The 21609-nt window shown below is 62.5% G+C and carries 27 protein-coding genes; 12 read left to right on the top strand and 15 right to left on the bottom strand.

What is annotated here, in order from left to right:
• Positions 1-92: 92 nt before the first annotated feature.
• Genes P7228_RS06135 through xth form a run of 3 tightly spaced genes read left to right on the top strand, consistent with a single transcriptional unit; the run spans position 93 to position 1724 of the window.
• Positions 93-524: a CBS domain-containing protein gene (locus P7228_RS06135; protein WP_278017329.1), complete on the top strand. Its 432-nt coding sequence runs from the start codon at positions 93-95 to the stop codon at positions 522-524.
• 34 nt (positions 525-558) lie between these two features.
• Positions 559-888: a HesB/IscA family protein gene (locus P7228_RS06140; protein ID WP_278017330.1), complete on the top strand. Its 330-nt coding sequence runs from the start codon at positions 559-561 to the stop codon at positions 886-888.
• A gap of 38 nt (positions 889-926) precedes the next feature.
• The gene (xth, locus tag P7228_RS06145; protein WP_278017331.1) at positions 927-1724 is read left to right on the top strand and encodes an exodeoxyribonuclease III; all 798 of its coding nucleotides are present in this window, start codon (positions 927-929) and stop codon (positions 1722-1724) included.
• Positions 1725-1790: 66 nt separating this feature from the next.
• Here the strand turns inward: xth and P7228_RS06150 are convergent, their stop codons facing one another.
• The 10 genes from P7228_RS06150 to P7228_RS06195 all read right to left on the bottom strand — a co-directional run bounded on the left by P7228_RS06150 (position 1791) and on the right by P7228_RS06195 (position 8337).
• A complete protein-coding gene (locus tag P7228_RS06150) occupies positions 1791-2477 on the bottom strand; it encodes a cell wall hydrolase (RefSeq protein ID WP_278017332.1) in 687 nt (228 codons plus the stop codon).
• 204 nt (positions 2478-2681) lie between these two features.
• On the bottom strand, positions 2682-3017 hold the full coding sequence (locus P7228_RS06155; RefSeq protein ID WP_278017333.1) for a DUF1491 family protein: 336 nt from the start codon (positions 3015-3017) through the stop codon (positions 2682-2684).
• A gap of 4 nt (positions 3018-3021) precedes the next feature.
• Positions 3022-3495 carry a PaaI family thioesterase gene (locus tag P7228_RS06160; protein ID WP_278017334.1) on the bottom strand — a complete coding sequence of 158 codons (474 nt, stop codon included), beginning with the start codon at positions 3493-3495 and terminating at the stop codon, positions 3022-3024.
• A complete protein-coding gene (locus P7228_RS06165) occupies positions 3485-3946 on the bottom strand; it encodes a PTS sugar transporter subunit IIA (RefSeq protein ID WP_278017335.1) in 462 nt (153 codons plus the stop codon). Before P7228_RS06165 ends, P7228_RS06160 begins: the two co-directional genes overlap by 11 nt.
• A 132-nt stretch (positions 3947-4078) precedes the next feature.
• The gene (gene hpf, locus P7228_RS06170; RefSeq protein ID WP_278017336.1) at positions 4079-4648 is read right to left on the bottom strand and encodes a ribosome hibernation-promoting factor, HPF/YfiA family; all 570 of its coding nucleotides are present in this window, start codon (positions 4646-4648) and stop codon (positions 4079-4081) included.
• A gap of 53 nt (positions 4649-4701) precedes the next feature.
• Positions 4702-5400, bottom strand: coding sequence for a DNA polymerase III subunit epsilon (gene dnaQ / locus P7228_RS06175; RefSeq protein ID WP_278017337.1), 699 nt, complete (start codon positions 5398-5400; stop codon positions 4702-4704).
• Between the two features lie 60 nt (positions 5401-5460).
• Entirely contained in the window at positions 5461-6057 is a 597-nt protein-coding gene (coaE, locus tag P7228_RS06180; RefSeq protein ID WP_278017338.1) for a dephospho-CoA kinase, read from the bottom strand.
• Positions 6054-6911, bottom strand: a complete 858-nt coding sequence (gene aroE, locus P7228_RS06185; protein WP_278017339.1) for a shikimate dehydrogenase — start codon at positions 6909-6911, stop codon at positions 6054-6056. The genes coaE and aroE overlap by 4 nt, the downstream gene beginning before the upstream one ends.
• A complete protein-coding gene (locus tag P7228_RS06190) occupies positions 6908-7495 on the bottom strand; it encodes a Maf family protein (protein WP_278017340.1) in 588 nt (195 codons plus the stop codon). The genes aroE and P7228_RS06190 overlap by 4 nt, the downstream gene beginning before the upstream one ends.
• Positions 7492-8337, bottom strand: coding sequence for a pyruvate, water dikinase regulatory protein (locus tag P7228_RS06195; RefSeq protein WP_278017341.1), 846 nt, complete (start codon positions 8335-8337; stop codon positions 7492-7494). The genes P7228_RS06190 and P7228_RS06195 overlap by 4 nt, the downstream gene beginning before the upstream one ends.
• 333 nt (positions 8338-8670) lie before the next feature.
• Between P7228_RS06195 and hemE the strand changes: the two genes are divergently transcribed.
• The 3 genes from hemE to rho all read left to right on the top strand — a co-directional run bounded on the left by hemE (position 8671) and on the right by rho (position 11736).
• Positions 8671-9687, top strand: a complete 1017-nt coding sequence (hemE, locus tag P7228_RS06200; RefSeq protein WP_278017342.1) for a uroporphyrinogen decarboxylase — start codon at positions 8671-8673, stop codon at positions 9685-9687.
• Between the two features lie 31 nt (positions 9688-9718).
• Entirely contained in the window at positions 9719-10165 is a 447-nt protein-coding gene (locus P7228_RS06205) for a CopD family protein (RefSeq protein ID WP_278017343.1), read from the top strand.
• 305 nt (positions 10166-10470) lie between these two features.
• Positions 10471-11736, top strand: coding sequence for a transcription termination factor Rho (gene rho / locus P7228_RS06210; RefSeq protein ID WP_278017344.1), 1266 nt, complete (start codon positions 10471-10473; stop codon positions 11734-11736).
• Between the two features lie 17 nt (positions 11737-11753).
• On the opposite strand, the gene P7228_RS06215 is transcribed toward rho, so the two are convergent.
• The 5 genes from P7228_RS06215 to P7228_RS06235 all read right to left on the bottom strand — a co-directional run bounded on the left by P7228_RS06215 (position 11754) and on the right by P7228_RS06235 (position 15417).
• On the bottom strand, positions 11754-12206 hold the full coding sequence (locus P7228_RS06215) for a pepsin/retropepsin-like aspartic protease family protein (protein ID WP_278017345.1): 453 nt from the start codon (positions 12204-12206) through the stop codon (positions 11754-11756).
• The gene (locus P7228_RS06220; protein ID WP_278017346.1) at positions 12172-12441 is read right to left on the bottom strand and encodes a hypothetical protein; all 270 of its coding nucleotides are present in this window, start codon (positions 12439-12441) and stop codon (positions 12172-12174) included. The genes P7228_RS06215 and P7228_RS06220 overlap by 35 nt, the downstream gene beginning before the upstream one ends.
• A 274-nt stretch (positions 12442-12715) precedes the next feature.
• Positions 12716-13117, bottom strand: a complete 402-nt coding sequence (locus tag P7228_RS06225; protein WP_278017347.1) for a nuclear transport factor 2 family protein — start codon at positions 13115-13117, stop codon at positions 12716-12718.
• Entirely contained in the window at positions 13114-14706 is a 1593-nt protein-coding gene (locus P7228_RS06230; protein ID WP_278017348.1) for an FMN-binding glutamate synthase family protein, read from the bottom strand. Before P7228_RS06230 ends, P7228_RS06225 begins: the two co-directional genes overlap by 4 nt.
• A 12-nt stretch (positions 14707-14718) precedes the next feature.
• Positions 14719-15417, bottom strand: coding sequence for a dienelactone hydrolase family protein (locus tag P7228_RS06235; protein WP_278017349.1), 699 nt, complete (start codon positions 15415-15417; stop codon positions 14719-14721).
• A 152-nt stretch (positions 15418-15569) separates the two neighbouring features.
• Here P7228_RS06235 and P7228_RS06240 point away from each other — a divergent pair, with 152 nt between their 5' ends.
• The 6 genes from P7228_RS06240 (at position 15570) to P7228_RS06265 (ending at position 21485) form a co-directional block, all read left to right on the top strand.
• Complete coding sequence (locus tag P7228_RS06240; protein WP_278017350.1) at positions 15570-15845, top strand: DUF6489 family protein; 276 nt, start codon at positions 15570-15572, stop codon at positions 15843-15845.
• Between the two features lie 15 nt (positions 15846-15860).
• Positions 15861-17138, top strand: coding sequence for a tRNA uridine-5-carboxymethylaminomethyl(34) synthesis GTPase MnmE (mnmE, locus tag P7228_RS06245; RefSeq protein WP_278017351.1), 1278 nt, complete (start codon positions 15861-15863; stop codon positions 17136-17138).
• Between the two features lie 108 nt (positions 17139-17246).
• Positions 17247-19100 (top strand): tRNA uridine-5-carboxymethylaminomethyl(34) synthesis enzyme MnmG, encoded by a 1854-nt coding sequence (mnmG, locus tag P7228_RS06250; RefSeq protein ID WP_278017352.1) that lies wholly within the window; start codon positions 17247-17249, stop codon positions 19098-19100.
• Positions 19097-19729, top strand: coding sequence for a 16S rRNA (guanine(527)-N(7))-methyltransferase RsmG (gene rsmG / locus P7228_RS06255; protein ID WP_278017353.1), 633 nt, complete (start codon positions 19097-19099; stop codon positions 19727-19729). Before mnmG ends, rsmG begins: the two co-directional genes overlap by 4 nt.
• Entirely contained in the window at positions 19726-20502 is a 777-nt protein-coding gene (locus tag P7228_RS06260; protein WP_278017354.1) for a ParA family protein, read from the top strand. Before rsmG ends, P7228_RS06260 begins: the two co-directional genes overlap by 4 nt.
• A complete protein-coding gene (locus tag P7228_RS06265; RefSeq protein WP_278017355.1) occupies positions 20499-21485 on the top strand; it encodes a ParB/RepB/Spo0J family partition protein in 987 nt (328 codons plus the stop codon). The genes P7228_RS06260 and P7228_RS06265 overlap by 4 nt, the downstream gene beginning before the upstream one ends.
• Positions 21486-21609: the final 124 nt, after the last annotated feature.

The raw sequence follows: 21609 nt of genomic DNA on the forward strand, positions 1-21609 counted from the left end.
CGCACCCCGATCACCGATCACCACGCGCCATGACTCGCTTTTTCAAGCGCGAGATGGCATCCTTGCACCAAGCCAGACGAGGGATTTCGCCAATGCATATCGCCAATATCATCCGCGACCGCACCGCCGCCGATATCGTGAGCTGCGACGTGTCGACCCCGGTCCGCGAGGCCATCAAGCTGCTCGCGGAGAAACGGATCGGCGCGCTGCCGGTCACGCAGGATGGCAAGGTGGTCGGAATTTTCTCTGAACGCGACGTTATCTATCGCCTTGCCGATGAAGGCGACGTCTGTCTCTCGTACGAGCTGGGGAAGGTCATGACCGCGCCCCCCATCACGGTCGAAGCAAGCGCGAAGTGCGACGAGGCGCTCGCGCTGATGACCCGGCGCCGGATTCGCCACCTGCCCGTGATGCAGAACGGCGATATGGCCGGCTTCATCTCGATTGGCGACCTGGTGAAGAACCGGATAGATGAGGTCGAGCACGAGGCCGCGGCGATGCGCAATTACATCCAGACCGCTTGAGATCGCGTCCGGGCATCCCTAGATCGTGCCCAACATGGCCGAAACTCTCACTCTCACCCCCGCTGCGGCGAAGCGCGTTGCTTGGATCGCCGAGAAACAGGCGAAACCGGCGATCCTGCGCCTTTCGGTCGAGGGTGGTGGATGCTCGGGCTTCCAGTACAAGTTCGACCTCGCCGACGGGCCCGCTGCCGATGACAGCGTCAGCGAGACCGATGGGGTGCAACTGGTGGTCGATCCGGTGAGCCTCGACCTCGTCGGTGGCAGCGTCGTCGATTTTGTCGAATCGCTTGGTGGGGCGGCCTTCAAGGTCGAGAACCCGAATGCCGCGGCCGGTTGCGGATGCGGCTCCAGCTTCGGGATTTGAGTTAGACCCGCGCGCAATCTTCGGGCACTAATCGCCCGATGAAGATCGCGACATTCAACATCAACGGCATCAAGGCGCGCCTGCCGCGTCTCAAGGAATGGCTTGAGGAAACGCGCCCCTCGGTCGCTTGCCTGCAGGAGATCAAGAGCCAGGACGACGGCTTTCCGGCAGGCGAGTTCGAAGCGATCGGCTACCAAGCGATCTGGCACGGCCAGAAGAGCTTCAACGGTGTCGCCATGCTGGTCGATGCCAAGGCCAGCTTTACCGGGCCGGTTGAAGTGCGGCGCGGGCTGGGCATTGACGGCCCCAACGACGGCGAAGGCGAACAGGCGCGCTATCTCGAAGCCGATGTGAATGGCGTGCGGGTCGTCTGCATCTACCTGCCCAACGGCAATCCGCATCCCGGGCCCAAATTCGACTACAAGCTGGCGTGGATGGAGCGTCTGCGCGAGCGAATGGCCGAGATCTGGGCCGAGGAGGTTCCCTGCGCGGTAGTGGGCGATTTCAACGTCATTCCGCATGACGACGACGTCTGGTCGCCCAAGGCGATGGCGTCCGATGCGCTGATGCAGCCCGAATCGCGCGCTGCCTATTCCCGCTTGCTTGCCGATGGCTGGACCGATGCAATGCGCACGCTCAATCCGCGCGGCGGCGTCTGGACCTATTGGGACTACCAGGCGGGCGCGTGGCAGCGGGATCACGGTTTCCGGATCGACCACCTGCTGCTCTCGCCCGAACTAGCCGACCGCTTGGAAGCGGTGGGCGTCGACAAGGATCATCGCGGCCGCGAAAAGGCGAGCGATCACGCGCCGGTCTGGGTGCAGCTCCGCAACTGACACAACGAAAAAGGCCTCCACTCGCGACGAGTGAAGGCCTTCTTTCTTCAGCGCTGACCCGAAAGGTTAGCGATAGAAGATATGCGTGTTGATCGTCGCGCGGGCCACTTTCTTGCGGCTCCAGCTCGGGCGCACATACTTGGCGTGGAAGTAGAGCGAATCCGCCGCTTCCGATTCCCACTGGCCTTCATGCGCAATCTTGGCGATCGCCTTGGCATTGCGCCAGGCATTTGAGCCAGTCTTGATCCGCGGCATGCTGCCGTTCTTCACGAAGGAGAACTGCGAGCGCTGGTAGACCACGCCGCAATAGCTTGAGGGGAAACGCGCATTGTCGGCGCGGTTGATGATGACCTGCGCCACCGCCAACTGGCCGGCAAGGGGTTCACCGCGCGATTCGAAATAGATTGCTCCGGCGAGGCACTGCATCTGCTCGCTCAGCGCGTGATCGACGTCGGTCGCGGCCACGAGCTGCCGGAGCGAGCTGGCGGAAACCTTGACCGGATTGTCAGAGTCGGTCTCGCCGGCCGCCGCTTCGGGCAGGGCCTGGACCACTTCTTCGGAAACGAACACGGTTGCAGCTTCGGCCGGAAGTTCTTCGGAACCCGCCGCGGCGACGTCGGTTGTCTCCATGCCCGACGCAGGGATTTCCTGCGCATCCTGGGCAAAAGCGCCGGATGTCTCGGCGCTGGCAAAAGTCAAACTGGTGGCTGCGATGAGTGCAGCTGCACCTAAACTATGGGTCTTACGACTCATATTCCCGTCACAAATGTGCGGTGGACGAGCACAGTCGCAGGCTGGGACCTATCGCGTTAATTGCGTTGAGAGAGGTGGGTCCAGTTTCTTGGCCTGCCGGCCGCCCCCCGTCTGCGTGCTAGCTCGCTGGCCTGATTGCCATGCGTGCCGCCTGCGCACCTGGAAGCTGGCGGGCCAAATAGGCGACAGGGGGGGATTGTAAAGTTAACCCGCGGTAGATGCGATGAACCGTTCTGCATCCGCGATGTCCAGTTCAATCACCCAGATATCGGGGTCCTGGCTTCGACGTTTTTCGAGATATTCGTCCATTTCTTGCCGATTTTCAGCGTTTTCCCGCTTTGCAGCAATAAATGGTCGCTTACCGTCGAGCTGGGGCATGCGTTCGAAAAGTACAAGGCCTTCACCGCGGTACATAGTTAAGATCAGGATCGTCCCGGCGTCTTTCTCGCCGCGATGCAGCACCATGCCGAATCCGCCCGCCGATTCCGCTCCGCGCAGGAGCCCGGCAACTTCGAGATGGGCAGGCAGCCGCGCGTCCAAACCGCTACCCTTCGTCAGATCGATAGCCGGGCAGGCTCGACAGGGCGATCCGCGAGCGCATGAACGTGCCCGTCCCGCGGCCGATCTCGTCGCCTTCGGCATCGACCAGGCGCGCCTCGGCAACGAAAACGCGGCGCTTGCCGCTGATCCAGCGACCTTCGGCCACCACTTCGCCGCCCCGAACCGGCTTGGTAAAGTGAAGGTTGAAGCTGGTCGTCAGCAGGAATCGGTCGGTCGTTAGCGTGTTGGCGGCGTAGAATGCCGCATCGTCCAGCATCTTGAAATAGATCGTGCCGTGCGCCGCACCCGCTGCGTGATAGGATCGCTCATCGACGGTGAAGGTTATGCGCGACTGCCCAGCCGAGGGGATCTCGAGCCGGGAATCGAACAGCGCGTTGACCGGTGCCGAGGCGTACAGGTTCTCGAGCGCGCGGAAATGGAGCTGCGCGCCGCTGGTCGAACCCTGATCAGGCGGCATCGCGATCCAGTTGGTCGCTGATCAATGCAAAGAGCGCCTCGGCGTTCTGGGCCTCAGCCAGTTTCTCGTGCATTGCTTCGTCGCGCGCCAACCGCGAGATCGCCGCGAGCGCGTGGAGATGGGTGGCCCCGGCATTTTCCGGCGAGAGCAGGCCAAACACCAGATCGACCGGCATACCATCAGCAGCCCTGAAATCGACCGGCTGTTCCAAGCGCAGCAGCACCACAACCGGGCGATTGACCTGCGTCGAGCGCGCATGAGGGATCGCCACACCACGGCCAAATCCGGTCGAGCCGAGCGCTTCGCGTTCCTCCAGCCCTTCGAGCGCACCATTGGCGTCGATCCCGTACACGTCGGCGAAAATATCCGCGACGCGCTGGAGAACATCGCCTTTCGAATCGAGGCGCGCGGTCGCGACCGCTTCCGGCAGCAATTTGAAATTCACATTCATGTCAGCTTGTTATCGATCAGAACTTCCAGTGAGGGGTGCCGTCCAACAGGCTTGCCAACCGTCCAAAAACGACGATCTTTCAGCGATCTATGGTGTTGCCTCCCCGTTGCGACCGGCAGTGGCCGCGAGGCGTTATTTGGGTTCGACCCAGCCGATCGACCCATCCGCGCGGCGGTAAACCATATTATGTCGGCCAGTTCCAGCATTTTTGAAAAACAGCGCCGGCGTGTGCTGGAGGTCGAGCATCATCACCGCGTCCGCGACGCTGGTTTCAGGAATGACCGTGCTGGTCTCGGCAACGATCGGAGGCGCTTCGGAGGAGACGATCTCGTCTTCCTCGTCCTCTGCCGGGGCGAAGATCGTATAGGCGGCCTCTTCCTCGCGGGCGGCGTGTGCAGCCTGTTCGTGGCGGTCCTTGAGGCGACGCTTGTAGCGGCGCAATTGCTTGTCGATCTTCTCGGCCGCATTATCGAGCGCGAGATGCGCATCCTGTGCCTGGCCCTGTGCCTTCAAGATCAGGCCCTGCATCACATGGGTAACGATATCGCAGCTGAAGGCACCAGCGGGCGCCTTGCCAAAGGTGACGTGGGACGAAAGCGCTCGATCGAAATACTTGTCGACGATCCCGCCCAACCTGTCGGCAACATGCTCTTGCAGCGCAGCGCCGGTTTCCATCTGATGTCCTGATACGCGGATATCCATGGTGGTCTGTCTCCTTTTCTATTCTTGCCGGGCCATTCGGGATGGGCCGGGGTTCAATTCGCCCAAAGCGGCGAATCAATCTCTTCGAGAAATGCCTTGTGGCGCGCGAGTTCCTCCTCGCTCGCCGAATGCGGTCGCGGCTCGCGCCGTTCGCCGCTTGCGCGCGGCAAGATTGCCTCCTTGGCCCCTTCGTGAGCCTGCTCGCCCGGCGCATTGTCAGCCGCCAGTTCAAGGCCGATCTGCCTCCCCCCGGTCAGCTCGACATAGACCTGCGCCAGAAGCTCGGCATCGAGTAGCGCCCCGTGCTTGACGCGGTGGCTGCGGTCGATGCCGTAGCGGTTGCACAGGGCGTCGAGCGAGAGCTTGGCCCCCGGATGGCGCCGGCGCGCGATCGCGACGGTATCGATCATCCGCTCGAGGCTGATCGCCTCGCGTCCGCACAGCTCGAGTTCGTTGTTGATGAAGCCGAAATCGAAGCCGGCGTTATGCGCCACCAGCGGCGCATCGCCCACGAATTCGAGGAACTCGGCGGCAGTATCGCGAAACAGCGGTTTCTCGGCGAGAAATGCGCTCGAGAGGCCATGCACGGCTTCGGCCGCAGCAGGCATGTCGCGCTCGGGGTTGTAATAGGCATGGAAGGTCGCGCCGGTCGGCACGCGATTGACCAGTTCGACACACCCTATCTCAACCATCCGGTCGCCCGTCTTGGGGTCGAGGCCGGTGGTTTCAGTGTCGAATACGATTTCGCGCATTGATTCTCATATCGGCTTTGAATCTGCAGGTGGCAAGGGGGTTAGAAGGGGGTCGCCTTGTTAGTCATCGCACGACAGCCGCGCGATCAGATCGCGCACCGCCGCTTCGGTCTCGGCGAGACTCGTTCCGGTGTCGATGACATGGTCCGCGCGGGCGCGCTTTTCCGCATCGGGGAGCTGCAAGCTCAGGATATGCGCGAATTTTTCGGGGCTCATACCCGGTCGCGCGAGGACCCGGGCACGCTGGACTTCGGCCGGGGCTGAAACGACCACGATCGCGTCTACCTGCGAATGCCCGGTCCCCTCGAACAGCAGCGGGATGTCGAATACCACCATTGGTGCACCGGCATGCTCAATCATGAAAGCCTGGCGCTGTGCGCCGACCGCCGGATGGACGATGGCTTCGAGTCGCTTGAGCGCCGCCGGATCGGCAAACACCTGCGCACCGAGCTCGTCACGTTTGACCCCCTCGGGCCCGGTCGACCCGGGAAACTCCGCCTCGATTGGTTCGATCAGTTCGCCGCCCGGCCCTTGCATGCGGCGCACCTCGGCATCGGCGTCGAAGACCGGGACCCCGGCGCGCTCAAACATCTCGGCGACGGTCGATTTTCCCATGCCGATCGAGCCGGTCAGGCCGATGATCTTTGGTCGGGTCATCGGGTCAGCAACTCCCGCAACCCGGCGTCTACTGCACGGGGCGCCTTCTGGCCGAAGAAGCGTTCGAAGGCATGGGCCGCCTGGCCGATCAGCATCGCAAGGCCGTCGATAGTCCCGTGCCCGGCTGCACGCGCGTTGGCGAGGAAGTCGGTTTCGAGCGGGTCGGTGACGATGTCGTAAGCGATGCTTCCGGGAGGGGCGTGGCTCCAGTCGAATGCCAACGAAGGTTGGCCGCGCATGCCGAGCGGCGAGGCGTTGACGACGAGGTCGAAGCAGCCTTCGCGATCGTCGAAGTCGAATTCGGTCGCGCCGGCGAAGTGCGACAGCGGTGGATTGTGGTGCTCGCCTTTGGGGGCAAGTTCGTCCAGCAAGCCGCGCGCCTTGTCGGGATTTCGGCCCGCGAGCACCAGCGTGAAACCCTCGTCGGCCAGCGCCTTGACGATGGCGCGCGCGGCACCGCCGGTACCCAGTACCCGCGCCATGCGGAAGAAGTGGTTGTCCTTGAGGTGCCCCTGCAGCGGTTCGAGGAAGCCCGTTGCATCGGTATTGTAACCGCTCAGCGTTCCGTCATCCTCATGAACGATGGTGTTGACCGCGCCGATCGCCTCGGCGAGCGGATCGATCCGGTCGAGCAGCGGCATGACTGCCTGCTTGTGCGGCATGGTGACATTGCACCCGCGCCAATCAGGATCGCTGCGCCGCTCGGCAAGGTAATCTGCCAGCCCCTCGCTGGCGACATGGCGGGCGCGATACTCCGCGTCGATCCCGAGCTTGCCGAGCCAGAAATTGTGGATCGCGGGCGACTTCGATTGCGCGATCGGATCGCCGATAACCTCGGCATGCACCCGCGTCACGTTTGCAGCTCCCCGAGATCGCGCAGCGCCCCAAGCACGTCGAGCAGCGGCATGCCGAGTACGGTAAACTGGTCGCCCTCGATCTTGTCGAACAGTTGCACGCCCAACGCTTCGATGCGGAACACGCCGACGCAATGGGACACTTCGGGCCACTCGGCATCGAGATAAAGCGCGATAAACTCGTCCGACAGTCGCCGCACGCTGAGATAGGCTGCGGTAGCCTCGCTCCATTCGCAAGTATCGTCGCGCACTATCGCAGCGGCGCTGTGTAACTCCATCACTCTGCCGGAAAAGAAGCGCAGATGTTCGGCGGCCTGTTCGCGGCTCTCGGGCTTGTCGAAGCGGCGTCCGTCGCACACCACGAGGCTGTCGCTGCCAAGGACCAGTCGCCCGGGATTATCCTGCGCCACCGCCTGCGCCTTGGCCACGCTGAGCGCTTCGGCAATCTCGGCCGGCGAGCAGTCCGCGAGCCCCTGCTCCACTGCACGTTCGTCGATCTGCGCCGGAACGCTCTCGTAGCGAACCCCTGCCGCGTCGAGCATCGCGCGGCGCGATTGCGATTTCGACGCCAGGATCAACGTCATATCGGCTTCGAACCAAGAAGCGGGAGGTTATCCTCGCCGGTACGATGGCTGAGCAGCCGGATCGCTGCTGCGGCGGTTTCCTCGATCGAGCGGCGGGTCACGTCGATAACCGGCCAGCCATTGTCGGCAAACATGCGGCGGGCATATTTCAGCTCTTCGCGCACCCGTTCGTCATCGACATAGGCGGTTTCGGTGTCTTCGTGCAGGCTGAGCAGCCGGTTGCGGCGGATCTGCACCAGCCGGTCGGGCGCGGTGGTAAGTCCGACGACCAACGGGCGACGCAGGCGGAACAGCGCATCGGGCGGCGGGCTTTCGACCACGATCGGGATATTGGCGGTCTTGTAGCCGCGATTGGCGAGGTAGATGCTGGTCGGCGTCTTCGAGGTCCGCGACACCCCGGCGAGCACGATGTCGGCCTGCTCCCAATCCTCCCACGCCACGCCGTCGTCATGCGCAATGGTGAACTGGATCGCCTCGACCCGCTGGAAATAGGCCTCGTCCATGGTGTGCTGTCGGCCCGGCTTGCCGCGGGCTTCCTGGCCAAGCTGCGATTCGAGCGCCTCGGTCACAGCGTCGAGCGCGGGGACCGCGGGCAGACCCAGCTGGCGGCATTGCTCCTCCAGCCGCGCCCGCGTCTCGGGATTGACCAATGTGAACAGCACCAGCCCGGGATTGGCAGCGAGATCGGGCACGATCCGGTCGAGATGCTGGCGCGACCGCACCATCGGCCAGAAGTGGCGAGTGACGTCGGCATCCTCGAATTGCGCGAGCGCCGCCTTGGCGATCATCTCGAGCGTTTCGCCGGTCGAATCCGAGACCAGATGGAGGTGCAGTTTGTACATGGCTTGCGGAGAACGCGCCCTTCTCGCCCCTGTGGAAAGCAGGTGGCATAAACCACGGGAGAAACCTGCCGACAAGTTCGGGGATGAGTTTCCTGCCCACTACCGGCACTTTCGACCCGCGACCTGCGCACAAGCCGCCCCGATTATCGACAGGCTGGGGAGAGCGGGGAAAAGTTTGACTCGACTCAAGGAGTCCCGCGATTCGCTGTCCAGCAAAACCCTGTTCATCGCGGGAGAAATCGGGCAGGGCGACGCAATCCCCGTAATCCACAGGGCCAACAGACTCCTCAATCCTTTTATAAATATACATTTATTATTGTATGGACCCCTCGAATGCCCGGCTTGCTTCTCGACACGCTTAAAGGAAAGCGCTCTGATAAGGTGCCCATGTGGCTCATGCGACAGGCGGGGCGCTACCTGCCCGAGTATCGCGAGCTGCGGGCGGAGAAGGGTGGATTCCTAGACCTGGTTTACGATAGCGAGGCGGCGGCCGAGGTGACGATCCAGCCGCTGCGGCGGTTCGGGTTCGACGGGGCGATCCTGTTTTCGGATATCCTGATCGTGCCCCACGCCATGGGCCAGGGGCTCGAGTTCCTTGCCGGCGAAGGCCCGAAGCTCTCGCCGCGTTTGCTCAACGTCGATCTCGGCAGCTTCACGCCGCAGCATGAGCGGTTCGAGGCGGTTTACGAAACGGTGCGGCTGTGCCGGGCGCAGCTGGGCGATGGCGTCACCATGCTCGGCTTTGCCGGCAGTCCGTGGACGGTCGCAACCTACATGGTGGCGGGAGAGGGAAGTCGCGACCAGCACGAGACGCGTGCGCTGGCCTATCGCGATCCGTCGCGGTTCCAGGCGATCATCGATGCCATTGCCGAATGCAGCGTGACCTATCTGCGCGGCCAGATCGACGCCGGGGCCGAGGCGGTGCAATTGTTCGATAGCTGGGCGGGCAGTCTGGCACCCGACGAGTTCGAGCGCTGGGTGATCGCGCCCAACGCCAGGATTACCGCGGCGCTCAAGCAGACGCATCCCGATACGCCGGTGATCGGATTTCCCAAGGGCGCGGGGGCAAAGCTTCCCGCCTATGCCCGCGAAACCGGCGTCGATGCGATCGGGCTTGACGAAACCGTCGATCCGGTGTGGGCGCATGCCAATATTCCGCCCCAGATGCCCGTACAGGGCAATCTGGACCCGTTGTTGCTGCTTGCCGGGGGGCAGCGCCTGCAGGATCGCGTTCGCGCCATCCTCGAGGCTTTCTCGGGCCGGCCGCATGTGTTCAACCTGGGCCATGGAATCGGCCAGTTCACCCCGATCGAGCATGTCGAAGAACTCGTCGCGGCAGTGAGGGGATGAAATTGTGCAGGCGGCTCGCTAGATCGACGCAATGCAGGACCTACTCGCGATGACCTATCTCTGGCTCAAGGCAGGCCATCTCCTGTTCGTGATCTTCTGGATGGCGGGGTTGTTCATGCTGCCGCGGTTCTTCGTCTATCACCAGGAAGATGGAGAACCCGGTTCGGACGCGGACACGGTCTGGATCGAACGCGAGCGGCGGTTGCTGAGGATCATTCTCACGCCTTCGATTATCGTTGTTTGGGTGCTGGGCCTGGCGCTGGCGATCTCTACCGGCGCGTTCAGCCAGGGCTGGTTTCACGCCAAGCTGCTGTTCGTGCTTGCGCTGTCAGGGTATCACGGCTGGCTTGCCGGCTATGCGAAGAAACTCGCGCGCGGTGAACGTGTGCTCGAAGGCAAGCGCCTGCGCATGCTCAACGAGGTCCCGGGCCTGGCCGCGGTGCTGATCGTCATCCTGGTGGTGGTCAGGCCATTCTAGGAATGACCGGCCCAAAGGGCCGCAAGGGCGACTGCCCGCCCGCAGCGACCAGCGGGAGCGAGGACAGCCAAGTGAGCAGACGCGAACGCTGGCGCTTGAAGCCAAGCAAAAACTCAGGCCATTCTGACGAAGCGCATATCGGCTGCGATCAACAGCGATTGACGCAGCCCTGACGGAATCGTATTTTACGAACCTCTAAACCGGTCAGGCTCCGCATCCCGCAGAGCAAGGTCTGCTTTCACCAAGCCCAGATCCTCGTCCACAGAGGTACTGACCTGCCGGCCATCCCAAGACGGAATTACACAATGCATCTCAAGGAACTCAAACAGAAAACCCCGGCCGAGCTTGTCAGCATGGCCGAAGAACTTGGTGTCGAAGGCGCCAGCACGATGCGGCGGCAGGACCTGATGTTCTGCATCCTGCGCGAACTCGCCGAAGACGAGGAATACGAAGAAAAGATCATGGGCGTCGGCACGATCGAAGTGCTGCAGGATGGCTTCGGCTTCCTCCGCTCGCCCGAGGCGAATTATCTCGCCGGGCCGGACGATATCTATGTTTCGCCCAACCAGATCCGCAAATGGGGCCTGCGCACCGGCGATACCGTCGAAGGCGAGATCCGCGCGCCCAAGGAAGGCGAGCGCTATTTCGCCCTGACCAGCCTGACGCAGGTCAATTACGACGATCCCGAGCAGGTTCGTCACCGTACCAATTTCGACAACCTCACCCCGCTCTATCCGGATGAGAAGCTCTCGCTCGATACGCTCGACCCGACGGTGAAGGACAAGTCGGCCCGCGTGATCGACATCATCTCGCCGCAGGGCAAGGGCCAGCGCGCGCTGATCGTCGCGCCGCCGCGTACCGGTAAGACGGTGCTGCTGCAGAACATCGCCAAGGCGATCACCGACAATCACCCCGAGGTGTTCCTGCTGGTGCTGCTGGTCGATGAGCGTCCCGAGGAAGTAACCGACATGCAGCGCAGCGTGAAGGGCGAGGTAATTTCCTCGACCTTCGACGAGCCGGCGCAGCGCCACGTCCAGGTCGCCGAGATGGTGATCGAGAAGGCCAAGCGCCTCGTCGAACACAAGAAGGACGTCGTGATCCTGTTAGACTCGATCACGCGTCTCGGCCGCGCCTACAACACCGTCGTGCCCAGCTCGGGCAAGGTGCTGACCGGCGGCGTCGATGCCAATGCGCTGCAGCGCCCGAAGCGCTTCTTCGGCGCCGCGCGCAATATCGAGGAAGGCGGTTCGCTGTCGATCATCGCCACCGCGCTGATCGATACCGGCAGCCGCATGGACGAAGTCATCTTCGAAGAATTCAAGGGCACCGGTAACTCGGAAATCGTGCTCGACCGCAAGGTTGCCGACAAGCGTATCTTCCCGGCGCTCGACGTCGGCAAGAGCGGCACCCGCAAGGAGGAACTGCTGGTCGAGAAGGACAAGCTTTCGAAGATGTGGGTCCTGCGCCGTATCCTCATGCAGATGGGCACGGTCGACGCGATGGAATTCCTGCTCGACAAGATGAAGGATTCGAAGACCAACGAGGACTTCTTCGAAACCATGAACCAATAGTTTTGATCAGAGGGGCTTCACTGTTCGCCGAAGGTGATCGTGAAGTCCCCATTTGGTTCAACGAGCAATCTTCCCTGTGAGATGATGTCCATGCCTAGTAGGACATCGAAATACGGATGGTTGCCAATGTCAATTCCCTCAATTTCCTCTCCGATACCGAAAATTGTTGAAGGAACTCCCAACTCTGTATCTGGCCAGATTCCGACGTGAAATAGGTAAGTCCAGTGACGCTCTGGTCGTTTAACGTTCCAGACTTCAGTTTGCCCGATTCGCCTCATGCGCAGTTTCTGGACGAGTTGCTCGGATATGCATGTGCGCCTTGCCCCTGTATCGACCAAAGCCATTGCTTCGACATAATCTAGCGACGGTATCGTCGATTGACCTGCGACTGGCCCAATTGGCTCGAACTGACGAATTCCTACTTTAATTAGGATTCTATTGTTCTGCAGATGTCCGCTCAGTGTTGGCATAGGAGTAAAATCCTAAATCAACTGGTTCATCTGAAACAAGCTGGATGGAGAACGGCCGGGCACCAAATTTGTCAAAGCCAGCTCTTCCCGCCGCAGCTGCTGTTGGGTACAGACCCTCTAGCGACTGGTTGTGGAGAAGCGCATATTTTCCGGCAGCGCGTTCAAGCAATTCCTCAAGCATATCCTTGAAAACAGAGAAGTTTCTTTCGATTTCAACTTCGATTGCGTGAGCCATTGCGCGGTCCTCCACAGACAATTTGACCGATGTGCTGAAAAAACGCAAGGCACGAATCTGTTACATATTCGTGTTGTTTATGTTATCCACGACTCATGGCACAAGGCAAATCAAGTACGACACGGAAGAATGTCACCTTTGCGGAGGAAACCATTAAATACTTGGAAGACTTGGCGTCAAAAGGAACTCACGGTTCTGACGTCAATACAGTGATTCGGACAATGGTTGAGGATGGGGTGAGGCGCGCGATAAAGGATGGCTTCATAAGAATGCGCTAGCCTGCTTTCTGGCGCTCCAGCTGCGCCGCCATCATCTCCCACACCTTGTTCACCGCCTTCAGCGGCCGCACCATCACCTTGAAATCGGCGATCATGCCGTCTTCGTCGAAGCGGATCAGGTCGATCCCGTTGACCTGGATACCTTCCATCTCGGTGGTGAATTCGAGCATGGCGTTCTCTCCGTCGACCAACTCGCGGACATAGGTAAAGCTGTCATTGCCGAGCGTTTGCCCGGCCGCCGAAAGATAGGCGACGACGATCGGCTTGCCGACCTGAGGCGTGTGGACGACGGGCGAGTGAAACACGGCATCGTCGCGAATGATCGCGGCGAGCGCAGCGGGGTCGCTGCCGGCATCGATCACCACGTGCCACTTCTTCAAACCCTCGGCTGCACTCATCGTACTCTCCTGAATGTATCGGCGCTGGCGACATGCCAGTAGGGCGCGAGCCGTGTCGAGTCCGGATCGTCGAGCAGGATGCCTTCGGGCAGGAAGCTGTAGATGCGATCGATGGAATCCGAGCGCGCGCCATTGACCCGCTCGCGCATGTCGTGGGGTTCGATCTCCCACGGGGTCTCGAGGCCCATCGCCACCACGATCTCGCGCAGCGAATGGACGGTCTGCTTCTGAAAGCGGGCCACGCGCGGAGCCTTGTCTTCGACCACCAGCCCGCGCTGGCGCCAGGCCTTCTGGGTCGCCACGCCGGTCGGGCAGTCGCCGGTATGGCATTGCATCGACTGCACGCAGCCGAGCGCGAACATGAAGGGCCGGGCGGCATTGCACCAGTCGGCGCCCACGGCGAAACACTTCGCCATCATCGCGCCCGAGTGAATCTTGCCCGAGGCAGCGACCGCGACCTTGGATTTCAATCGCGTGCCGACCAGCGCATTTCGCATCAGGATGAGCCCTTCGCGCAGCGGCATGCCGACGCTGTTGGAGAGCTCGAGCGGAGCTGCACCGGTGCCTCCTTCCGCGCCATCGACGGTGATGAAGTCGGGATGCATGCCGCTCTGGTGCATCGCCTTGGCCAGCGCCAGGACCTCGTGCACCTGGCCGACGCAAAGCTTGATCCCGACCGGCTTGCCGCCCGACAGCTCGCGCAATTCGCTGAGCCATTCGAGCAGCTCGAGCGGAGTCGTGAAGGAGGAATGCGCCGCGGGCGAATAAACCGTTTCTCCCACCGGCACGCCGCGCGCTTCGGCGATCTCCTTGGTGACCTTGGCGCCCGGCAGCACGCCGCCATGACCGGGCTTGGCCCCCTGGCTCAGCTTGATCTCGATCATCTTGACCTGGTCGTCCGCCGCATTGTCAGCGAACTGGACCGGATCGAACGAGCCATCGCTGGCGCGGGCACCGAAGTAACCGCTGCCCAGTTCCCAAATCAGGTCGCCGCCGGGCGAGCGGTGATAGCGGCTGATCGAACCTTCGCCGGTGTTGTGGGCAAAGCCGCCGATCTTTGCGCCGGCGTTGAGCGCCTCGATCGCTCGCGCCGATAGCGAGCCGAAGCTCATCGCCGAGATGTTGAGCAGCGCGCTGTCAAATGGCTTCTTGCAGGTCGCGGCCCCCACGCATTTGCGCCAGTATTGCGGTGCGCCCTCGTCGGGAACGATCGAATGGCTCAGCCACTCGTATTCATCGGAATAGACGTCGAGCTCGGTCCCCATCGGATGTGAATCGAGGTCGCCCTTGGCCCGGGCATAGACCAGCGCCCGCGCCTGATGACTGAAGGGGCGCCCTTCGAGATCGCCCTCGACGAAATAGCTTTGTGCAAAGGGGCGCAGGTCTTCGGCCACCCAGCGCATCCTGGCGACGAGCGGGTAATTCCTCCTAAGTGTATGGGAATATTGAAAAAAATCCCAAAATGCGATCAGCGTTCCGGTTGCGAGAAGCGCAGCAACCACCCACTTCAACGCGCCCGCAGGCAGGAGGAGCCAGGCCGCAAGCGTCGCGGCAACCAGCCCGAGCGGAATAGCGTAGCGCCAGGCCATCGACGCGGCGGCCTAGGCCAGATGCTCCGCGAAAAAGGCACTGGTGCGCGAATCGGCGAGATTGGCTGCATCCTCGGCGCGGCGTTTGCCGAACTCGGTAGCGAAACCGTGGTCGAGCCCCTCGTAGTCGTGCAGAGTCACCTTGGGATGATCGTCGAGCCCCTCGTGCATCTTCTGCTGGGTAGCCTTGTCGACAAAGCCATCTTCGGTCGGGATGTGCAGCATCAGTGGGTGCGCGATCGCGTGCTTTTCGCCCAGCAGGCCATCGATCCCGACGCCGTAATAGCCGACCGAGGCGTTGATATCGGTGCGGGCGGCGGTCATGAACGCCAGCCTACCGCCGAGGCAATATCCGACGCAGCCGACCTTATCGACGCCAGCTTCACGCCTGATCCAGTGGATCGTTGCCTCGATATCGCGAATGCCGATGTCCTGGTCGAACTTGCCCATCAGTTCGAGCGCGCGCTGGAATTCCGGCTCTATATCGGGATCGAGCTCCACGCCGGGCTCGATCCGCCAGAACAGGTCGGGCGCCACGGCCAGATAGCCTTCCTCGGCCAGACGGTCGCATTTGCGGCGGATCCCGGCGTTCACTCCGAAGATTTCCTGGATGACGATGATCGCGGCCTTGGCCTGGCCTTCGGGCCGGGCAACATAGGCGCTGAACTGGCCATCGTTCTCGAGCGTGAAAATCTTGGTGGTCTCGGTCATGGTGGCTAACTCCCTTGCCAGATTGCAGGCCCAGATTGCAGGCTTTGTAATCGCGTCCAAAGCGGCTTATCCATTGCGCACGCCGATTGCCAAACCCAAATAGCAGGCGCGCGGGGCGAGGTGGCGCCCACGACACTAACGGAGGAAACGCAATGAAGGTCCATATCGAAGTCGATCTTACGCCTGAGGAGGCGCGGACCTTCATGGGTTTGCCCGATGTGTCGAAGGCCAATTCGATCTACGTCGATGGCATCGCCAAGGCGATGAAGGGGGTCAGCAACCCCGACCAGTTGCAGGAATATGCCAAGCAATTGGCGCCCATGGGCCAGGTCGGCCTCAAGCTGTTCCAGAGTTTCGTCGAGGGCGGGATGAAGGCTGGGGCCGCCGGAATGGGAAGCTCGTCCAAAAAGGACAAGGACGACGACTGATCGCGACCGGCGCCGATGAATGATACGATCTTCGCGCTGTCGAGCGGCGCACCCCCCGCTGCGATCGGGGTAATTCGAATCAGCGGGCCTCAGGCGGGGGCAACGCTGGCCGACTTTTGCGGTCGTGACGTCACCCCAAGGAGAGCAATACTCGCGCAATTGCGCGGAGCGGCTGGCGGCTTGCTCGATCAAGCGCTGGTGCTGTGGTTGCCCGGCCCCGACAGCGCGACGGGCGAGGATCTGGTCGAGTTTCACTGCCACGGCGGCCGGGCGGTCATCGCGGCGGTCGAGGCCGAGCTGGCCGCGCGCGCGGGTTTGCGCCGGGCGGAGCCGGGCGAATTCACGCGCCGCGCCTTTGCCAACGGACGGATCGACCTGGCGGAGGCTGAGGGCCTGGCAGACCTGCTCAGTGCCGAAACCGAGCTCCAGCGCAGTGCGGCCATGGCGATGGCGGGCGGTCAGTTCTCGCAGGAGGTCGAGGACTGGCGATCGCAACTGCTCCAGCTTTCGGCTGCGGTCGAGGCGGCGCTGGATTTCTCCGATGAGGACGATGTCGCTGAAATGCCAGCAGATTTTGGGCAATCGCTGCGCGCATTGGCGGACGAACTGGCGTCCTGGCTCGAGCGGCCGCGGGCCGAGCGGTTGGGCGAGGGATACCGGGTTGTGCTCGCAGGTCCGCCGAACGCGGGAAAGTCCACGCTTTTCAACGCCTTGGTCGAAAGTGAGGCAGCGATTACCTCGCCTATCGCCGGCACCACCCGGGACGTCATCGAGCGTTCGGTGGCAATCGACGGTATTCCCTTCACCTTTGTCGATACGGCGGGGCTACGCGAGCAGGGCTCGGATGCGATCGAAGCGATCGGAGTCGACCGCGCGCGCGAGCAGCTCAAACGCGCCGATTTGGTACTCTGGTTGGGGCCGGATGCCGAGGAGCCGAAGGGATCATGGCCTATCGAGGCGCAGGTCGACAATCCGGCGCATTTGGTTAAGCAAGCACCGCGGTTTCGCGTCTCGGCTGTGACCGGCGAGAACCTCGATGCTCTCAAGCGCGCGCTGGTCGAGGAAGCACGCAAGGCACTGCCCAAGCCCGGCGAAGCAGCGCTCAATGCACGCCAGCACGCGCTGATCGACGAGGCCCGGCGTGAGATCCTCGATGCTGGCCGGGTACAAGACCCACTGATCATTGCCGAGAACCTGCGCCGTGCGCGGATCGCCTTCGATCGGCTGGTCGGCCGCGCAACTACCGAGGACATGCTCGATGCCTTGTTCGGTCGTTTCTGCATCGGAAAATAGGCCGGGCGAGCGCAATGTTCCACGTGGAACACATCTCAGCAGGTGAAGCGCGATGTTTCACGTGAAACAGCTTTGACGCTCGGGGCGCACTAGACTATCGGGCGCCACATGCGAAACTACGACATCCTTGTGGTCGGCGGCGGTCACGCCGGCGTCGAAGCGGCCTGCGGTGCCGCCCGCATGGGCGCGCGCGTGGCGTTGGTGAGTTTCGATCTCGATGCGATCGGGGCGATGAGTTGCAATCCGGCGATCGGCGGGCTGGGTAAGGGACATCTCGTTCGCGAGGTCGACGCGCTCGATGGCGTGATCGGCCGCGCCGCCGATGCCGGCGCCATTCACTATCGCATGCTCAATCGTTCCAAGGGGAGTGCGGTCTGGGGTCCGCGCGTGCAGGCGGATCGCGTGCTGTTCAAGGCCGAGGTCCAGCGGATCGTGCGCGCACAGGCCAATCTCGAATTGATCGAGGGCGAGGCGGCTGAACTGCGCATGGCCGGTGGACGTGCGCGAGGCTTGCGCTTGGCGGATGGCGAGGAGATCGAGGCTTCTGCCGTCATTCTCTGCACGGGCACCTTCCTGGGAGGGGTTCTGTTCCGCGGGGAAGAGCGCTTCGAAGGCGGGCGTATCGGCGAGAATGCAGCCCTGCGGCTCGCCGAGCAGCTTCGCGGGGCCGATTTGCCGATGGCGCGGCTCAAGACGGGCACGCCGCCACGGCTCGATGGGCGCACGATCGACTGGGCTGCCCTCGAAAAACAGCCTTCGGATGCGGATGCATGGACGATGTCGCCACTCACCGACACGCGGCGCAATCCGCAGGTCTTTTGCGCGATTACGCGCACGACGCAGGAGGCGCATGACGCCATTCGGGCGAATTTGCATCGGTCTCCGCTGTTTTCCGGCACCATCGACGCGATGGGACCGCGCTATTGCCCGTCGATCGAGGACAAGATCCACCGGTTCGGAGATCGCGACGGACACCAGGTTTTCCTCGAACCCGAGGGGCTTTCGACCCACTTGGTATATCCCAACGGCATCAGCACCTCGCTGCCCACCGATGTCCAGCTAACGATGCTGCGCGCGATGCCCGGACTTGCGCGGGTCGATATGGAGGTTCCTGGCTATGCCGTGGAGTATGATTACATCGATCCGCGCGCGTTGACCGCCGATCTGCAGCTGAGGGCCATTCCCGGCCTCTATTGCGCAGGGCAGATCAACGGCACGACGGGCTATGAGGAAGCAGCGGCCCAAGGGTTGGTTGCCGGGCTCCACGCGGCTGCGGCCGTGCTCGGAAAGGAGCCGCCGGCGCTCGATCGGGCCAATTCCTATATCGCGGTTATGGTCGACGATTTGACGCTGCAGGGCGTGTCGGAGCCCTATCGCATGCTGACGGCCCGGGCCGAGTATCGGCTCAGGCTGCGCGCCAACAACGCCTCAACCCGGCTGACGCCACTGGGTATGGAAGCGGGCTGTATCGGCGAGGCGCGCGCGCGTTGGTTCGAGGACCGCGCTGTACGCCGCGCGACGATTGAAGCGGCACTCGACACCAGGATTTCGGCCAAGGACCTCGATGACCTGGGCCTGCCAGTGCGCCGCGACAGGGGCGAGAAAGCGCTCCGCGAATGGGTCCGGCACGAAGGTGTATCGATCAATGCGCTGAACGAACTGTTGGACACGCCGCTTGATCCGGAGGATTCGCTGGTCGAGGAGATGATCGAAGACGCGGCCTATGCGCCCTATCTTGCGCGGCAGGAGGCGGAGTTACGCGATTTGCGTGCCAGCGAGGCGCTCGTTCTTGGCGATGGTTTTCCCTTCGACGCTGTGCCTGGCCTTTCGAACGAGATGCTCGAGCGCCTCAACTCCGCCAAGCCGGCCAATCTAGCCGCAGCGGGAAGGATCCCAGGAATAACCCCCGCTGCGCTTTCGGCACTGCTGGTTCATGCAAAGCGGCGGCAACAAGCGGCATGATCGAGGATGAAGCGAGCGCTCGTCGATATGTCGAAGAGTTGGGCGACAAGGATGCGATCGAGCGTCTCGAGTTGATGATCCGGTTGCTGCTGGAAGAAAATGCACGACAAAACCTGATCTCGCGCCCGTCGGAGCAGCAGGTCTGGCAAAGGCACATTGCCGATAGTGCGCAGCTCCTCCGATTTGTTCCACGTGAAACATCCGGCAAATGGCTCGATCTCGGCACCGGGGCCGGATTCCCAGGCTTGGTTATCGCAGTACTCCGCCCGGATATACCTGTTTTCCTTGTCGAATCGCGCGCGCGCCGCGTCGAATGGCTGGTCCGTGCAAGCGAGGCAATGGGGCTGGGCAATTGCCAGACGATCGGCCAGCGCCTCGAAAATGTGCCACCCTTCGCGGCACGTTTCATTTCGGCACGAGCCTTCGCTCCGCTGCCGAAACTCCTCAAGCTATCCGCACCCTTTTCCACAAAGGCGACGACCTACCTGTTGCCCAAAGGGCGTTCGGCGGCGCAGGAACTATCCGAACTGCCGAAAAGGAGTCGCTCGATGTTCCACGTGGAACAATCCTTGACCGATTCCGGCGCTGGCATCATCGTCAGCGCAGGCGTTACGGAGGTCGAGCGATGATCACGATTGCCATTGCCAATCAGAAGGGCGGGGTGGGCAAGACCACCACCGCAATCAATATCGCGACCGCCATGGCTGCCACGGGCTGGCGTACCTTGCTGATCGACCTCGATCCGCAGGGTAACGCCTCGACCGGCATGGGCGTTGCCGCTGCCGCACGCACTCTCTCGAGCTATGACGTGATGGTCGACCAGGTTCCGCTGTCGGATGCGATCGTGGGCACCTCGATCCCCGGCCTCGATATCGTTCCGGCTACCGTCGATCTTAGCGGGGCCGAGGTCGAACTGGTCAATGTCGAGGAGCGAACCTCGCGGCTTTCGCAGGCATTGCAGGGCCACCGAGGGCACGACATCTGCTTCATCGACTGCCCGCCATCGCTGGGACTGTTGACCCTCAACGCGCTTTCGGCGGCCGATACGCTGTTGGTCCCGCTCCAGTGCGAATTCTTTGCGTTAGAAGGACTTAGCCAGCTTCTGCAGACCGTCGAGCGGGTCCAGCAGGCGCTCAATCCATCGCTGGGGATTGTCGGCGTCGCCTTGACCATGTTCGACCGGCGCAACCGCCTGACCGACCAGGTTGCCGACGATGTGCGCGAGTGCCTTGGCAATCTGGTGTTCGAAACCGTCATCCCGCGCAATGTCCGCTTGTCGGAAGCGCCGAGCCACGGGCTGCCGGCGCTCGTCTACGACCATTCCTGCCCGGGCAGCCGCGCTTATATCGGTCTCGCCCGCGAATTGATCGGCCGCCTGCCGCGCGAAAGGAAAGCCGCATGAACGATACCAGCGACCCGATCCGCTTCTCCGTGCCCCAACGCAGCGCGTCTGACACCAACAAGAAGCGTCTCGGCAAGGGCCTGGGGGCGCTCCTCGGGGAAACCCGCCGCGAGGAACCGCTGGTCCGCCGCGAGATCACCGGTGCTGCAGAAAATTCGGATGATTCAATCGATTACAGTCGTTCGACGCTGACTTCTCTGTCGATCTCGGCGATCGAACCGCTGCCTGGGCAGCCGCGCAAGCGCTTCGACGACGAGTCCCTCGGCGAGCTCGCTGCCTCGATCGCGGCGCGCGGGGTGATCCAGCCGATTATCGTTCGTCCGCGCGGGGAGGGGAGGTTCCAGCTGGTTGCCGGTGAGCGCCGCTGGCGCGCAGCCCAGAAGGCCCGCTTGCACGAAATTCCGGCGCTGGTGCGGGATCTCGACGATCGCGAGGTTATGGCGCTGGCGCTGATCGAGAATATCCAGCGCGAAGATCTCAATCCGGTCGAAGAAGCGCGGGCCTATCATCGCCTGAGCGAAGACGAGGGCATGACCCAGGCCGAGATTGCGCAGATGGTCGAGAAGTCGCGCAGTCACGTCGCGAACCTCCAGCGCCTGCTCAATCTGCCCGAGGGCGTGCTCGACATGGTCGAGGACGGACGGCTCTCGATGGGCCACGCTCGCGCCCTGATCGGAAACGAAGCGGCGCTTGCGCTGGCAAAACGCGCGGTCAACGACAATCTCTCGGTGCGCGAGGTCGAGAAGCTCGCGCGCGGGGAAGCAGAAGGCGCGAAGCCCGCCAAGAATGTCGCGCGCAGCTCGCGTGAACCTGCGAAGGATGCCGATATTGCCGCGGTCCAGGCGCATCTGGAGGAATTCCTCGGTCTTACGGTAAGGATCAAGACCGATGCCGATCCCCGGTCGGGTGCCGTCACGATCCGCTACCGTACCCTCGATCAGCTCGACCTGATCTGCCAGCGCCTGACCGGCGGCGACATCTGATTCTCCGACCCGCCATTGGCGCCATAATTGCCGGTCGCGATGCCTGGTGAACAGGCCACCCGAAAGCATGTCAACTCGATAACCTGTTGATTTTGCGTCATTCTGCCCCGCAAACGCGCGCCAG

Source organism: Altererythrobacter sp. CAU 1644 (assembly GCF_029623755.1).
In the GTDB taxonomy this organism is placed as follows: Bacteria; Pseudomonadota; Alphaproteobacteria; order Sphingomonadales; family Sphingomonadaceae; genus Erythrobacter; species Erythrobacter arenosus.